This window comes from Streptococcus sp. ELY_137 (genome assembly GCF_058314515.1).
The window spans coordinates 122511-139028 of sequence record NZ_JBZFUL010000005.1 but is presented as its reverse complement, the minus strand read 5'-3'; the positions used below and the strand labels follow the sequence as shown (position 1 = coordinate 139028).

General features: G+C 40.0%; 15 protein-coding genes and 1 tRNA gene. All 16 read right to left on the bottom strand.

Going from position 1 to position 16518, the window contains the following annotated elements; all coding sequences use genetic code 11:
• Window positions 1–83: 83 nt before the first annotated feature.
• Window positions 84–2735 carry a valine--tRNA ligase gene (locus tag AC4HAO_RS05700; protein ID WP_491134849.1) on the bottom strand — a complete coding sequence of 884 codons (2652 nt, stop codon included), beginning with the start codon at window positions 2733–2735 and terminating at the stop codon, window positions 84–86.
• A 3-nt stretch (window positions 2736–2738) separates the two neighbouring features.
• The gene (locus AC4HAO_RS05695) at window positions 2739–3464 is read right to left on the bottom strand and encodes a DEAD/DEAH box helicase (protein WP_491134848.1); all 726 of its coding nucleotides are present in this window, start codon (window positions 3462–3464) and stop codon (window positions 2739–2741) included.
• Between the two features lie 38 nt (window positions 3465–3502).
• Window positions 3503–5842 (bottom strand): AAA domain-containing protein, encoded by a 2340-nt coding sequence (locus AC4HAO_RS05690; protein WP_491134847.1) that lies wholly within the window; start codon window positions 5840–5842, stop codon window positions 3503–3505.
• 33 nt (window positions 5843–5875) lie between these two features.
• Complete coding sequence (locus AC4HAO_RS05685) at window positions 5876–6850, bottom strand: type I restriction endonuclease subunit S (protein ID WP_491134846.1); 975 nt, start codon at window positions 6848–6850, stop codon at window positions 5876–5878.
• Between the two features lie 63 nt (window positions 6851–6913).
• A complete protein-coding gene (locus tag AC4HAO_RS05680) occupies window positions 6914–8110 on the bottom strand; it encodes a helix-hairpin-helix domain-containing protein (RefSeq protein WP_491134845.1) in 1197 nt (398 codons plus the stop codon).
• 122 nt (window positions 8111–8232) lie between these two features.
• On the bottom strand, window positions 8233–8877 hold the full coding sequence (locus tag AC4HAO_RS05675) for an HD domain-containing protein (protein ID WP_491134844.1): 645 nt from the start codon (window positions 8875–8877) through the stop codon (window positions 8233–8235).
• Complete coding sequence (locus tag AC4HAO_RS05670) at window positions 8870–9454, bottom strand: GNAT family N-acetyltransferase (protein WP_491134843.1); 585 nt, start codon at window positions 9452–9454, stop codon at window positions 8870–8872. The genes AC4HAO_RS05675 and AC4HAO_RS05670 overlap by 8 nt, the downstream gene beginning before the upstream one ends.
• Before the next feature lie 259 nt (window positions 9455–9713).
• Complete coding sequence (locus AC4HAO_RS05665; protein ID WP_491134842.1) at window positions 9714–10073, bottom strand: helix-hairpin-helix domain-containing protein; 360 nt, start codon at window positions 10071–10073, stop codon at window positions 9714–9716.
• Between the two features lie 211 nt (window positions 10074–10284).
• Window positions 10285–10539 carry a DUF1912 family protein gene (locus AC4HAO_RS05660; RefSeq protein ID WP_491134841.1) on the bottom strand — a complete coding sequence of 85 codons (255 nt, stop codon included), beginning with the start codon at window positions 10537–10539 and terminating at the stop codon, window positions 10285–10287.
• A 46-nt stretch (window positions 10540–10585) separates the two neighbouring features.
• Window positions 10586–11524, bottom strand: a complete 939-nt coding sequence (locus AC4HAO_RS05655) for an AEC family transporter (protein WP_491092547.1) — start codon at window positions 11522–11524, stop codon at window positions 10586–10588.
• Between the two features lie 11 nt (window positions 11525–11535).
• A complete protein-coding gene (locus tag AC4HAO_RS05650; RefSeq protein WP_491134840.1) occupies window positions 11536–12291 on the bottom strand; it encodes an alpha/beta hydrolase family protein in 756 nt (251 codons plus the stop codon).
• Window positions 12292–12592: 301 nt separating this feature from the next.
• Window positions 12593–12663, bottom strand: a tRNA-Thr gene (locus AC4HAO_RS05645).
• Between the two features lie 136 nt (window positions 12664–12799).
• Complete coding sequence (locus tag AC4HAO_RS05640; RefSeq protein ID WP_491134839.1) at window positions 12800–13939, bottom strand: tyrosine-type recombinase/integrase; 1140 nt, start codon at window positions 13937–13939, stop codon at window positions 12800–12802.
• Between the two features lie 87 nt (window positions 13940–14026).
• Entirely contained in the window at window positions 14027–14254 is a 228-nt protein-coding gene (locus AC4HAO_RS05635) for an excisionase (protein ID WP_491134838.1), read from the bottom strand.
• Window positions 14255–14313: 59 nt separating this feature from the next.
• Window positions 14314–15345 carry a hypothetical protein gene (locus AC4HAO_RS05630; protein WP_491134837.1) on the bottom strand — a complete coding sequence of 344 codons (1032 nt, stop codon included), beginning with the start codon at window positions 15343–15345 and terminating at the stop codon, window positions 14314–14316.
• 71 nt (window positions 15346–15416) lie between these two features.
• Window positions 15417–16517: a phage tail tip lysozyme gene (locus AC4HAO_RS05625; RefSeq protein ID WP_491134836.1), complete on the bottom strand. Its 1101-nt coding sequence runs from the start codon at window positions 16515–16517 to the stop codon at window positions 15417–15419.
• Between the last annotated feature and the right edge of the window lies 1 nt (window position 16518).

Sequence of the window (16518 nt, the reverse complement as noted above, 5' to 3'; positions counted from 1 at the left end):
TTTTTCCAAATTAAAATGATTATTCATGGATCAAAAACCCCATGCTCATTTTGAACATGGGGTTGATGGGTGATAAGCAAATCTTATCTTTCAAGCTTCTCCATCTCTTTAATCCGCTCTACTGTCGCATCATATTTGGCTTGGTAGTCGGTTTGTTTGTCGCGCTCTTTTTGGACGATTTCGGGTTTGGCGTTTTGAACGAAGCGTTCGTTGCTGAGTTTTTTGCCGACCATGTCCAGCTCTTTCTGCCACTTGGCTAACTCTTTGTTGAGACGTTCGAGTTCTTCTTGGACATTGAGCAGGTCTGCTAATGGGAGGAAGATTTCTGCACCTGTGATAACGGCTGACATGGCAAGGTCTGGTGTTTCAAGGGTTGATCTGATTTCAAGCTTTTCAGGGTTGGTGAAACGTTTGATGTAGTTGACATTAGTATTGAAGAAGCTTTCCAAGTCGCTGTCGTTTGTTTTGACAAGAATAGTGATTGGTTTGCTTGGGGCTACGTTGACTTCTGCACGTGCATTTCGAACACTACGAATCAAGTCTTTGAGACTTTCTACGCCTTTGTGCGCAGCTTCATTTTCAAAAGCAGGATTAACAGTTGGGTAAGTTGCTGTGACGATTGAGCCCTCAGCGTATTGTCCAAAGATTTCCTCTGTTACAAACGGCATGATTGGATGCAGCAGACGCAGAATCTTGTCCAGTGTGTAGAGGAGGACTGAGCGAGTGATGATTTTTTCGTCTTCATTGTCACTGTAGAGGACTTCCTTGGTCAACTCCACGTACCAGTCGGCGAATTCATCCCAGATGAAGTTATAGAGGATGTGACCGGCCACACCAAACTCGAACTTGTCAAAGTTTTCCGTAACCTTGCTGATGGTTTCATTGAGGTTGTGGAGAATCCAGCGGTCTGTCACGTTGCCTGCCGTTCCCGCAGCGACCTTATCGACATTGGCTGTCGCTTGATCCAAAGTCAAGCCTTCATTGTTCATGAGGATGTAGCGGGAAATGTTCCAGATTTTGTTGATGAAATTCCAAGCGGCATCCATCTTTTCGTAAGAGAAACGCACATCCTGACCTGGCGCAGAGCCGTTTGAGAGGAACCAGCGCAGGGCATCGGCACCGTACTTATCGACAACATCCATAGGGTCGATTCCGTTACCGAGAGACTTGGACATCTTGCGACCCTGCTCATCACGAATAAGACCGTGAATCAGGACATTCTTGAAAGGCTGGCGACCAGTGAACTCCAAGGATTGGAAAATCATACGAGACACCCAGAAGAAGATGATATCATAACCTGTGACAAGGGTTGAGGTTGGGAAGTAACGCTTGAAGTCTTCGGCATCTGTATCAGGCCAGCCCATGGTTGAAAATGGCCAGAGAGCCGAGCTGAACCAAGTATCAAGGACATCTTCATCTTGTGTCCAGCCGTCACCTTGAGGCGCTTCCTCTCCGACATACATCTCACCATCGGCATTGTACCAAGCAGGGATTTGGTGGCCCCACCAGAGCTGGCGGGAGATAACCCAGTCGTGGACGTTTTCCATCCATTGGAGGAAGGTATCATTGAAACGTGGCGGATAGAAGTTCACACGATCATCTGTATCTTGGTTGGCAATGGCGTTTTTAGCCAGCTGATCCATTTTGACAAACCATTGAGTAGACAAGCGAGGTTCAACCATAACACCAGTACGCTCTGAGTGACCGACTGAGTGGGTCATCTTTTCGACCTTGACAAGGGCGCCGATTTCCTCTAATTTGGCAATCGTCGCCTTGCGGGCTTGGAAGCGATCCATGCCGGCAAATTCACCAGCCAGTTCATTCATGGTTCCATCGTCGTTCATGACATTGACCTGCGGCAGGTTATGGCGCTGACCGACCAAGAAGTCGTTAGGGTCATGGGCAGGTGTGATTTTAACAACACCTGTTCCAAATTCTGGATCAGCGTGTTCGTCGGCTACGATTGGGATTGGTTTGTTAACGATTGGCAGAATAACATTTTTACCAATTAAGTCCTTGTAGCGTGGGTCTTCTGGATTGACTGCGACAGCTGTATCCCCAAACATGGTTTCTGGACGGGTGGTTGCGACTTCGAGAGCGCGGGAGCCATCTTCAAGCATATAATTCATGTGATAGAAGGCACCTTCCACGTCCTTGTGGATGACTTCGATATCGGACAAAGCTGTGCGAGCCTTGGGATCCCAGTTGATGATGAATTCACCGCGGTAGATCCAGCCCTTTTTATAAAGTTCCACGAAAACCTTGCGGACCGCTTTGGACAAGCCTTCATCAAGGGTGAAGCGCTCACGTGAGTAATCGACGGAAATTCCCATCTTGCCCCACTGTTCCTTGATGGTTGCTGCATATTCGTCCTTCCACTCCCAGACTTTATCGAGGAATTTTTCACGCCCCAGGTCATAGCGGGAAATACCGTCTTCGGCCAAGCGGGCTTCAACCTTGGCCTGCGTCGCAATCCCCGCATGGTCCATACCAGGCAGCCAAAGGGTATCAAACCCCTGCATGCGTTTTTGACGGATAATAATATCCTGCAAGGTCGTGTCCCAAGCATGTCCAAGGTGCAACTTACCAGTTACGTTTGGCGGTGGAATCACGATGGAATAAGGCTTGGCCTTCTTGTCGCCTGACGGCTTGAAAACATCTTGGTCTAGCCAAGTTTGATAACGCCCAGCCTCAACCTCGGCTGGATTGTATTTTGGTGAAAGTTGTTTTGACATTAGTTAATTTCCTTTTCTTTGTTTAGTATAGTTGTTCAAAATTGTAATTGTTTCATTGATCACTGGGCTATTTAAAGATTGGTATAGCTCCTTATCTCCAATAATATAAAATTCTTCCTTAGCTCGTGTCACAGCAACATTCATTATATTTGGATCTGAAACAGCCCAAACTGCTGCACCTTTACTTTGTTTATCTGCTCCTAAAACAAAATAAACAATCTTCGCCTCTTTTCCCTGAAAAGTATGGACTGTCCCAACATTGATAGGTTTTCCCTTTTTACTACTTCCACGTTTTTCATATTTAGTAAAATGTATCTTATTCAATAATTTAGCTAGTTGATAAGCAACATTTCTAAAAGGGGTAATAACATAAATATCCTCAAATTCGTCTTTCCGCTTCTGTAATTCTTGTTTTAAAAATTCATCTTGCCTACTTACAAATTTATCTTTAGCTAGTCCATCTATATCAAACCACTTTCCGCCGCCTTGCTTCTCTATCTTTCCCTGCACCATCAAGTTGTTATACGAGATTTTATTAGAAATACTGAACATAGGATCACTCGAGCGGCGATGTACCCAAAGAGGAATACCAATCCAAGTACCGTCTAACTTTTGAAATCCAAACTGTGATGCTGCATCAACTAAAGACTGTGTTGAAGCTTGTGGTGAAAGATAATTATCCGTTACATTATGGTGCTGAGCAATAAGACCCAAAATATTTTTATCCAAACTTAAAACTGGCTGAATCTGCGATGGATCTCCTACTACTAAAATACGCCGACTTCTAAAATACGCCGACTTCTAAAAATTGCTCCCACACTAGCCTGAGGTAATGCTTGACCTGCCTCATCTATAAATAAATGACCGATACTATTTATAGATAAATTTTCAAACATCCGCCCAAAACTTGCAAATGTCGTGCTAATAACAGGAATGGCAAAATTTATCCAGTTCCACGCTTGCAGAATTAACTCCCGTCCGTTGTCTTTAGATAAATATTTTCTTTGATTATTCCAAATCCTAAGCGCTTCTTCAAAATGGTTCCTATTATCAAATAAAAATTGCTTTTTAACAGCCATAGCCTTAATAAAAAGAATACTTTGTTTCTGGCGATATCTTTCGTTAAACCAGAAGTTAGACATTTGTAATTGATCATATGGTTGTGAAAAATCAAAAAGGTTAATTTTGCTCTGGGCAAGTTCTTCTTGTAGGCGATTAATTTTCTCTTGAAAATCAGATAGATATTTCTTTTGGACCTTGATCCAAGTATTGTACTCTTCCTGTTTATCTATCTGTTCCTGATTTAGATTACCTATACGATTTTCATAATCTTTAAGTTCGGTGTATTGACTGTGACATTGCTGCTCAGTATCAACAAACTCATTTGTCAACTTCTTTAAGAGAGAATGCGCTTGATTAAGTTCATCCAGAAAAATTGATACTTCAGTGGGGGCAAACAGCTTTTTAAGCCATAAAAATCTTGGCGCCTGTAGCTTTACAACCTCAAACTCTTGTTGCGCTAACTTTAGCTGCCTTTCTATCACTAATTTATGGTTTGTAGTGTTATCTAATCCTAATTTGATTCGTTGTTGTCTATCAATTAATGCCTTAATATCTTCCTTCAAGTAATCCAATTGATTATTTAATGATGTTGTTTTTTCTAAAATATCTTTGTTAAACTGATTTTCAAATTGTTCTTTCTTAGCTTTTAAATCTGATAATTCTTTTGTTTTATCTGCTAACAGTTGAGTTTTTTGACGCTCTTCATATAATTCATTATATTGTTGCTTAAACTCATGATATACATTAGGATTGCTACTGTAATCTGTTCGCATTAATTCGTCTAAAATTTCTTCAAGAGTTAAACGTAACTGGTATAAATTATGTGAACTGCCTCCTTCTATTGAAAAAAGTCCCCAGTTTTCATCTATATTCTCTTGAGGATTAGTTGTATTAAAATGTTGATTAGCAATCTCTGTAAAGTAATCTGCCTTGCCTAACTCCTCTAAGAATACATCTCCCTCAATCTTTTCTTTTTGAGGTAATTCGTTAACAATATTTTGTACTGCACCATTATTTGAACTTGCTACCACAATCCCCTTATCAGCAATTGAAAACGGCACAGAGGCTATTTTATCAGTTGAATCATAAACTAATTCCGCCTTCAACACGGGTTCTTTTAGTTCACAAATTATCTTTGCTTGCTCAACAATCAATTGTGCAAAAATATCTTTGAGCAGTGTTGTCTTACCTGTTCCAGGCGGGCCGTTAACACTTTGAATATTATTTTTACCATTTAATGATAGATTTACCGCAACCTGTTGCATCATAGAAAGTGAGTGCTCCACTTCACTAGGAAATCGGCCCAATGGATAATTTTGGGGCTCCAGTATATCTTTAAAAGTACTAATGTTGATTTTAGGTGATAGTGGGTGACAATCTAAATCTATCCTTTTCCCTATAAAGCCAGATAAGTATCGCTTTAGATTACCCGTTGAAATTTCTTTGGCAGCATTTAAATCTTTTATAAAAAAAGAATGCAAATGGACGCTATCTTCTAATTTTTTTACAAAAGTATACCTACAATTGTCTGGTGTAATTCTATAATCAGATAATAATTGTTTAAAAACATCGTTAAACATGCCATCTTCAAATTTCTTTTTTACATCATCTCTTACATCATCTTCAATCTTTGAAAAATCATCGGGCAAGTGATTCCTATAACGAATATAGCCGCTCATTGTAAAGAAAAATTTGCTTTCTTGAAAGATTAAATCTTTGTTGAAATATAAAGCAAATGTAAATTTTTCTGATGTTGATAGTTCTTCATCAGTTGGTTGTAATCTATATTGCTCTCTTAACTTCTCTACAATCTCTTGAAAAGGGAAGATACCACAATAGATAGCTACACCAGAGGCTCCAAAATCCCTATCAGTCAGTTTCTCCCTTTCTTTTTGTAACGACATAAAATCATACAGTTGCTGACTAAAGTCATCGGTTTCTCCAAACTTTCTATATTGCTCATCTGTTTTCTTTATATCTCCCTCTGACAATTGCTCTACCATAATCCAAGCATCTAAAATACTTTTTTTATTATTTACAACCACTCTTCTCACCACCTGTTATATTATTTATTCTAATTATTTAATGTTTTTCAAGTAACTTAAAATTGTATCAATCGTATTTTTGTTTCCATCAATTTGGTAATCTATTAGCTCATATCTAGGAGTAAAGTTTCTACTATCTGTATAGAATGTACAATCTGCAAAAGATGATTCTATGACAAATTGTGATAAATTAATAATCATAGAATTGAAGTGTTGTGTAAAGTAATCTCTATAAGACGAATGGCTCTTATTAGGAACATCATCCTTTTTAAACATTACATTGTATCGAGGTTTAAAATAATTTATTAATTTTGCTTCGACAATATTTATTTGTGATTCTAACGAGGGAAATTGATCTATCTCTTCTTGTATTTTTTTCGAATAACTACCTAGTTGATTTCTATCTTTGATAATTTTTTCTATTTCTTCGTACGAAAAATTATCTTGAAAAAGATTATCACCTAGGGTTGTGGACATTTTCGTCTCTTTAACGTTAAAAGTTAGTATCCTAATTTCATAATCTAAAATTCCCTGATTTACATCTGACATAATCTTTTGGAATGTCTGATGGTTTGCTAATCTATCATTGGCTGTACGACTCTGTTTTTTCCCTTGAGCTTGACTAATATAAAGAATTTCAAACCCAGGATAAAATTTAGGATAAACCAACATTACATCAATTGATGAATACTTCAACTTATCATTTATAGTTAAAAAACGAGAATCCTTAGAGAGAGCCACCTCTTTTATGTCTACTAACTTTTTCTCTGGATTAGTTATTGTAACTGGAATTTTAATTTTGTCATCATCATCAGAAATAAGTTTTAGTGTTAATTTTCCCTTTTTAAATTTAGAAATTTTGGGAGGTCCATCAAAAAACCATCTAGGTATGCCTAGAATAAAATAAAAATTAGGTTTGAAATATGGATTAATGCTTTGGCTAACTTCATTAGGTTTCAATAATTCAAAATAATCCATATCAATTAAAGAAAATGAATTAAAAAACACTAGTCACCTCCACTGCCTTATGAAATTGTGTGCCTATCAGTTTTTTTTCAAATAGTCTATCTTTTACTCCTCCTTAAACCTCACGCCGTTTTCTTTTAACTTTTTAACCGTAGCAGGACCGATGCCTGAAATGGCTAGGATTTCTTTTTCGGTACGCTTTTCCAGATCTTCCTTGCTCATAATGCCGGCATCGCATAGATATCGGCCTTTATCTATCTGAATTCCTTTCATGCAGGGGGAATTGAAAAATTCTAAGCGTTTGCGCGGGGAGTCAGGCAGACTGTCCTGGTAATCTTCTGCTAAAGCAATCATTTGATGGATAACAAAGGGTTTGGTTACCAAAAAGGACTGTAGGGGATGCAAAGCAATCTGAAGCGATAACACTGAGTTAGGACGGTAGGTAGAAACTTCATTTGCCATATCAAGCAGCTGAACCCAGTAAGGGTTGTCAAAAACTTGTACGGCTTCCTTATTGACGCTGGCTAAATATTTAAACAATTCTTTAGCCGCATCCATGTCACCTATCAGTATCATGGCAATAAGCATATGCGCTATAACGCCATCATCCTGCCACTCTAGCCCAAGCTGTTCTTCATAAAAATCAGTAATTTCCTCTGTTTTATAAAGGGTGTTATAAACACTCAGCATCAGGTATACAAATTCAGGCGGAAATCTGTCGTCAGCAGCAATTTTAGAGCGTACAAAATCCACTACTTGACCGGCCAGACCGACCAGTCCTTCTTGCAGATAAGTCTCTGTCACAAATGTGATGACCGTCAAGGGACTGCGGGCTTCCAAACTATACCAAGATTCATAATCTGCTTTCTTCCACTCTGCCAAAGCCACTTGATAAAAATCCTGCAGTTCTTTTAAATAGTCAGCTGAAAATTCCGTGCTTCTTAACAGCAAGGATTGAAATTTTGCCTCAAAATGGTTCGGATATCTTGCTAACAGCTTGCTAATCAAACGGAGTTGCGTCTCTTCATCTTCCTCTTCCATTGCTTGGTAAAAGAGCTCGTCTGCTTCATCCATTTCCAAATCTTCAAGATCTAGGACATCAGCTAACTGCTCGAGAATTTCAGGATTGTTAGTCCGTTCAAATTCCTCGAAGAGTCTATTGATCGCTACTTCATCTAAAGCAGATTCTTGCGAAAATAGCGGATAGTTAGCCTTTTCCGCAAACGAAGAAAAATCAATAATGTTGTTTTCTTGTCTCTGCTGCTGTCTGAGCTCTTTTTTGCGATTTTTCTTTTTAGCCATAAGGGCCTCCTTTTTATAAGATACTAGGCTGTTAAACTCTCCGAAGGAATCTGAAATGAAATGGTCATTTACTAAAAATCATGCTTCATTTACCTAATTCCATAAGAGAGCAGGCGATCCATTCACCTCTCCCCTTCCCACTCGGCATAGAACTGCTGGAGGTAGCTTTCCATAAACTCATGGCGGCCTTGGGCTAGGCGTTTGCCTTCTGTTGTGTTCATGAGGTCTTTGAGTTTGAGGAGCTTTTCGTAGAAGTGCATGATGGCAGTGTCCTTGCCCTTGCGGTAGTCCTCAAGTGTTAAGTTTTCGCGCGGCTTTTTGCTTGGCTCATGGATGAGTCGACCATGATTGCCTGAGTAGGCAAAAGCTCTAGCAATACCGATAGCTCCGATGGCATCGAGACGATCCGCATCTTGGACAACCTTGCCCTCTAAGCTGAGTTCAGCGCCGTTGTGGCCGCCCTTATAGGAAATACCTGTCATGATACTGGTGATTTCAGTGATTTGGGCTTGTGATAAACCTTGCTCAGTTAGAAAATCCTTAACCTCAGCCAGAGCCTTGCCTTCATCAAAGAGCTTGCTATCGGCCATATCGTGCAGGAGAGCTCCCATCTCTACGATAAAAAGGTCAGCGCCTTCCGCCTCTGCAATAGTTATAGCAGTCTTAGTGACCCGCGCAATATGCCACCAATCGTGACCGCTGGCTTCGCCAGCCAGAGTTTCCTTCACAAACTGGCGCGTGCTGGTAAGAATCTTTTTCTTATCCATGAGCTGCCTCCCATTCACTCTTAAGCAGTCCGTACCTCAGGTCATCACAGCGATTTCCTTGGACATCCTTACGATCTCGAATCCGTGCTTCTAAGGTGAAGCCCAATTTCTCTGCCACATGCTGACTTTGCTGATTGGTATCATAGCAGTTCAATTCAATCTTATGAAGGTTGAGGAGGGTAAAACCAAGCTCAATCAGGGCAGCTGCCGCCTCTGGCACGATACCCTGTCCCCAATAATCCGGGTGCAGGGTATAGCCGATTTCCAACACATCATCTGCATGACGGTGGTTAAAGTCCACAGAACCAATGACCTTATCCTCTCCTTTTAGCTTTAGGCCATAGCCAGAGGGCAGTTGCTGCTCCGCCTGAGTTTTAGGCAGGACATGCTCCAAATAATAAGCTTCATCCGCAACCGTCTCGACAGGCGGGAAACCTGCAGGATAAGTAACTTCTGGCAAACTGGCATAGTCAAAGACATCAGAAGCGTCCGCAGCTGTCCGCTGGCATAGTAACAGACGCTCAGTTTCGATATCAGGCAGGATATTATTTTCAATAGCTCCAAGCATCTTCATCATTATTTTCACCTTCTAGCTAAACTTGCAGATTACATGAAAAACGCCCCTGTCTAAAGACAGGGACGAATTTATATCTAAATCCGCGGTACCACCCACATTCAGAAAACAAGCCGAGAAAGCTTGTTTTTCTGCAACTCAATTATGCTATTGTGACCTACCAGCAACCCGTAAAAGCTATCTGTGCGGACTTCTCAACACTACCGCTCTCTGTGACAGATCTTAGGCTTTTACTCCTCTGATATGGGGCTTCCTTTAAATTTTAGGCTTTGAAGCTAACGCCATTTTCCTGCAACTTCTTAACAGTTGCTGGCCCGATTCCTTTGAGAGCAAGCAAGTCTTTTTCAGTCCAGTTCGCAAAATCAGCTGCTGAATGAATTCCAGCTTCATAAAGTGTTTCAACCAAGTTAGCACGCACATCAGCTACTTCTTTTGAGGCTGCAAAATCTTCAAGAGAAGTTGTTACCACTTTTGAACTGGTCGACTTAGGCGCTGCTCCCTGCTTAGAAGCTGAATTCTGAGCGGGCGCTGCTGTCATTGGGACGGCTGGTTGAGACTTTAATAAGCCTTGACGTTTCATTTGCAATTTTAATGCTTTTTTGCGATTTTTCTTTTTAGACATGTGTAACTCCAAAAACTTTTTTTATTATTATAGCAGGTTATTTCCAGAAAATAAATACTAAATCGCCTAGAAATCGCAATTCTAGGCGATTCGTCATCATTTTGTAAACTAAATGACGTATTCGATTAACCTTTTGCCTCTCAGAAGCAGTTTAAGAGCTCAAAAGAGGCAATAAATGTGATTTATTCCAAGAATCTACTCTTTTTGTTCTCTAGTACTTCCTTTTACCAAATAAACCATCAGGCAGTTCATGAAACTTTTTGCCTTGGTGATAATTAGCCATTTTTCCTTGTAAAAACTGGTAGGCATCCAGACGGCTTTCATAGCGAGTAAGGGCTTCCTTAGCACGTTCATCGCCGTCTTCTTCCCAGACTTGCTGACTAGCCTTAATCGCTGTTTCATTGACCATGATTTGGCTATTGAGCCAATCTTCAAGGTCTTTTAAAAATTCCTGTTCATAAGTCATTACTGTAGGCTCCTTCATCTCTAATTACCCTATTATAGCATCTTCGTCAGCCGAGTAAAACCATCAAAATTGGAATGACAATGACGGTTATCACCGTTGTCTCAGTAACCATAGCAGCAGCATAATCTGCATCTGCCCCGTAGAGTCTGGAAACAACTGGAGCGTTGGTCATAACAGGCATAGCTGACTGGATAATAAAGACCTCTTTCATGAGATGGGGCAGTCTTGTTGGCATAACCATTATAGCCATCAAGAGCGGTGCTATAACAAAGCGCCCTAGGAGAATTAGGAGATTATCTTTACCAAGAGCAAGGTTCTTCAAGCCAACTTTAGAAATGGATAAGCCAATAAAAATCATGGATAAGGGAATTGTAATATTACCCAAATAAGTCAGGTCTGCTATGACGAAGTGAGGCAGTTTAACATTGAATAAGACCAAGACAACCCCCAGTATAAATCCTAACAGGGGAGGTGACAGGATTTTCTTTAAGCTATCTGTCCAATTAAGCAAGTGCTTGCTTTGCCCATCGCGCTGAATTAGATAGAGGCCAATCGTCCAAAAGAAGGTCGTATTACACATATAGTAAACCAGAACATAGGGGATACTGCGATCGCCAAAGAGAGCTTGATTAATGGGGAGACCAACAAAAACCGTATTTGAGTTGAAAAACATGGAGGCAAAAAGACCTCGATGGGATTTATCAACCCGAAAGATTTGTGCTATCGCTAGGGCGATTCCCAATAAAATGGTCATCGATAAAGCGGGATAGCGAAGCTGAGGCAACATCTCTTTTAAATCAGAGGCAGAAAATCTCCCTATAATCGTTTCAATCATGTAGCAGGGCAGACCAATCTGTGTGACCAAACGAGCTAAGATAGCAGAGGATTTATCGTCAAACCAGCCTCGTTCAGCTAGGAGGTAGCCGAGTAAAACCATGACTAAAATAGTGATAATTCCTGAAATACTCCCAAGAAAAACAGACACTTTTTCCTCCTCTAGCCTTGCTCCAAATCTGCTAAGTAATCCAGCATAGCCTGTCCAGCTGCAAGTGCATGGTCAGCTTTAAAACCATGACCAGCTCCTGGTAAAACTTTTAAACGGGCCTGTTTATAGACTTTTTGTGCTCGCTCTGAGTAAACCAAAGGAACGATAGAGTCGCTATCACCATGCACAATAAGGACAGGGCATTGGTAGGCAGCTATTTCCCCATAAATATCAAAAGACAAAGCATCCCTATTGTAGACAGATCCGACACTAACGCCCATAATCTGTCTGGATTGGGGGTCTGTACCGTACTTGGCCTGACGCTCAGCCGCATCATCCTGCAAAACAAAAGCTGGATAAAACAGTATAAGACCAGCCACTTGCTCGGGAATCTGTCCAGCAAGGTAAGCCGAGACAAAACCGCCTTGGCTTTCTCCCAACAGATAGATACGCTGCTTATCAATACGAGGATCCTGCTGCATGTGTCGAATAACCGCCAGCAAATCATCAGCTTCGGTTAAGACAGACATATCTGTAAAGAGACCGTCACTCTGGCTTTGACTGCTGCCACCGCAAAAGTCAAAAATGTAGGCAGCATACCCAGCGTTACAAGCCATCTCAGCGTAATCCACATTCTTGAGATAAGTAGCCCTAAAACCATGCGACATTATAATGACAGGCAATTTTTCCTGTCTGCTATCAGGCAGATAGAGTTTTCCATAAATACTGAGTTCATCTCTTTTTAACCATAGTTCTTGAATTTCCATAATAGACTCCTTTAACATAAGATAGTGAACTGGTTTAAAAGGTCCAATGAGGATTTTGAAACATTAAGGCTGAAAAATAAAACTGCGATAGCCAATAATTTTGCAGCGCTTATAATCCTAAAAAAGTGGAGTCTAGGACAAAAGTCCAGACCCGTTTCCTAGATTTACCAGATCGACGCAGTGGTTGGGAGTAAGACTTGTTGGCTATGCCAACTTAGTCTTGCTTCTCACTATTGCGCCAAGAGTTTATCCAAAAACAGGAAGACTGGACAAGTTTTGCCCAGCCTCTTTTAAGTATATCTGCCACCACCGAGAATCGAACTCGGAACGGAGCATTACCATTGCTCTATTATACCATTTAACTACAGCGGCCAGTACCTAATAAACTTATAACAACAGGAAAATACCACTATCACTGTTCTTATCGCTATTGTTACGAAAAATTATTAAGTAATTATATACTATCATATACGACCTATTTTGACAAGCCTTGGTGCTTACTTGGTGCCTAATCACCCTTTGATAATATAACATGATCAAGTTTTTCTGATATATCATAATGCATTTGTTCCGTTACATGTGTATAAATCTCATTGGTCGTCCGATCATCTCCATGACCAACACGCTCCATAATCGCTTTAACAGGAATTCCCAATTCAACCAATAAAGAAATATGAGAATGCCTCAAAACATGACTGGTTAAAACCGTACCAGGTTTTATAGCAGCTTTACAACTAAACTTTTTTAAATAAGTATTAAATGTTACTAAGCTAATTAATTTTCCTTTCTCATTTAGAAAAATAAAATCTTTTGGATTAAAAAATCGACGATTCATAGCTATTAAACGATAAACAATTTCCATAGTACGATCATTAAGATAAACCCTACGATAAGCATTAAGAGTTTTAGGAGTAGTCAACTTACGAGAATAATCCTCTGTCCTAGTCGTTATCGTATGAACAACCTCTAAATACTGTGTTTTAAAATCAATAGAATCAATAGTTGTAGCTAATGCTTCTCCAAATCGTACTCCTGTTAAATACATAAATTCCGTCAATAAATTCATGCGTTCACTATAACCTTTATCACGAAGATAATCTAAAAATTCTCTCATTTCCTCCTGAGAATAAAATTTTTCCTTCTTCACATTCACATCCGATAAAGACCTAATAAATTTCGGGAGTACTGTACCAGAAACAGGGTTATCTTCGATAATTTTAAGTGATACACAATAATCAAAAAATAAGTTAAGTAAAGTCTTATTCATCCGTTTATAAGGAACAGACCATGACTGACCCATTAGAAAATCCTGAAGCATAGTTGTTGAGACAGCTTTTAATTTTTTATCTCCAAATTCTCTTATAAATAAAGCCATCGTTTGTTTTTGAGTGATATAAGTACTCTCTTTAACTTCCGCTTTCCGAACCTCTAACCACGATTGATAAGCTTTTGCCACCGTGATATCATTATCAAACTGTTTATTTAACTTATCATTAATACGCCTATCCAATATCCGTCTTGCTTCAGCACCAGCTTGTCTAGATCTGGAATTTAAAGTAACACTTACCTGCTTCCACTTTTCCGTCTGAGGATCAAAATATTTCTCATAATACTTATATTTTTTCTCTCCTATCTTCTTTATATACATACACTTATACCTCCTACACGGGCATAATGTCAGCAACTCTTATTATATCACGCCCACAACCATAACATCCAAATATCATAATATTAATCATCTAAATTTATTAGCTTCTTTCCATCTCAAATACTCATAAAACCCTCTAACATTAATCAGAGTCATTCTGACACTAGGTCGCAAAATAACATGACTAAATTCAGTCGAATCTGCTATTTCTCGTAAATACTTATTCAAAGTTTTAACCTTAAAATAAGGAAAATAATCCTCAATTAATTCTGTTTTACTAACCAATTTATCTGGGAAATTATTAACTTTAATCATATTTTCTCCTTAAACGCAAAAAAAGCCACGGCCCATTTCAGACCGTGACCCAAAATTCCTTACTCACCTTCACCATCATCTGAAAATAAATCTCGGATCCAAGCCATAATTTTTTCACGGAAGGCTAAATACGCAGCTACAATAAAGGTAATAACCCAACCAACAATGCTCCAAATACTGACTTTATCACCAGTTTCTGGCAAAGTCTGCATTCCCTGAGCAGATTCTGATTGTGATGATACTTGATCATCAGCGCTTTGAGCTGCTTCCGATTGATCTTTCTGATCTGCAGAAGACTGACCTTGCTCTACTGCCTGAGAGGACTTATTCTCTTCTTGACGATCTGATGATTCTCCCAGATTAGTATCGGAAGAGCCCTCAGTTACAGAACTATTTCCATCTGAAAAATTATCTTGACTGCCTTCAGCAGGCTCCTCAGTGCTAGACGAACCGCCAAGAGTAGTATCAGACGACTCATCAGGAACTGTTTCTGACTCAGAAGATTCTCCTAAATTAGTATCTGCTCCTTGGTCACTGCTTCCTTCAGTCTCTTCTGAAGTTGGAGTCTCGCTTGACGATACACTAACGTCATCTGACCCATCGTCAGTTGTCACCTCACCAACTTGCGATTGCTCATCCCCTGGCTGTGATGTTTCACTAGTTTCCGATTCCCCTAAACTAGTCTCTCCAGAATCGCTATCCGAAACTTCTCCTGCTGGTTCCTGATTTTGACCCAGATTAGTATCAGAATTGCTCTCTGTTTGGTCATCAATGGATTCCGAACTATCCGGAACAGTTACATCTTGGCCATCTGACTGATCACCTAAATTAACATCTGATTCCCCTACTGAATTCTCACTAGCTAAGGTATCATCAGAAGAAGTCCCTAATTGTGTATCTGTTTCAGACACATCCGCAACCTCCGCTTGACTAGTATCTGTTGCTTCACTTACCGTTTTCGTCACAATAACATTAGAATCTGCAACAGGAATAGTAGTAACCCCATCATCCGCAAAAACTGTTCCAGTTCCCATCAATACAGACGCTGAAAGTGTCACAAGTGATACCAACGATTCTTTCTTCATAAACATATTATTAACTCCTTTTATATTTAAATTTTAATCAATAGTCATAAGTCTTTTAACCGACTTACAACTGAGAATTACTTTGCAACCACAAAACTGTAGCCGCTCTGCATGCTACAAACACGATAATGTACTTTATTCTGCACATTATCATAATTACATTCTGAAACCAAGAAGCTACCATCAGAATTGACATGCTCTACAAACGAGACATGACCGTAGGCTGGCATGGTAAAATCTGAACCGCCAGCTGTAGACATCACAGCTCCTTCTACCGGCTTATCAGATCTTTTCCAACCCTTGGCAACCAAACTGCTAACCCAATCTTGGCCATTACCATTATTATTATAAATGGCCGAATCTGTACAAATACCTGTCTCCTGAAGACGATTGGCCACATACCACGTACATTGACCAACCGGATAACGGTTATTTCCCATGGTCCCCAGAACATTAGTTGAGGGCTCACCATATTTTAGTTTACCCTTATACTCAGAAGGAAAATCAAAAGACTCAGCCATTGTCCCAGAGCCACCAGGACTGCCAGTATTTTCTGATTCCTCCAATGTCCCTTTAAAGACATCTTCCCATTTCTTCGCATCCTCTTTTAACTGAGAAGCTTTAGTTTGGCCATCTGAAAGTGACACTCCCTCATACTTTTCACTAAAATATAAGGCTGCTTCACCAGAATCATGAGCAGTCTTTAAATAATCTCTGACATGAGTATAGCTAGTACTCAGCTCCTTTTGTAATAACGCCAATTCCGTTTCAGAATCTAGCGTTCTGTTTGGCGCATTGGCCCATCTGTCCCCATTAACGGTACTTGACCAGCCAGACCATTGTAAGTAGCCAGCCACGCCACCACTGGGATTTACCGCCTTGGGATCAAAATTAGATTCCCTCTCAGCGATAGCCAAAACGGCTGAAGCCCCTTCTAATGTTGACTCCTCTTCATTCACCATGTGATTGAAAAGAGCGATAACATCTTCAGCACGTTCTTTTGAGACACCACCTTTAGCCGCAACTTCTTCTGCCGTTAAAGTCGTTTTCGTACCAACCGAATCCGAGGAAGATGAACTGTCATTAGTACTCGAGAACAAAATCACAAAAACCGACAGTAAAGCAATCATCCCTAAAATAACGGGAAGAAAAAGCAGACGTTTTATGACTTTCCTCATA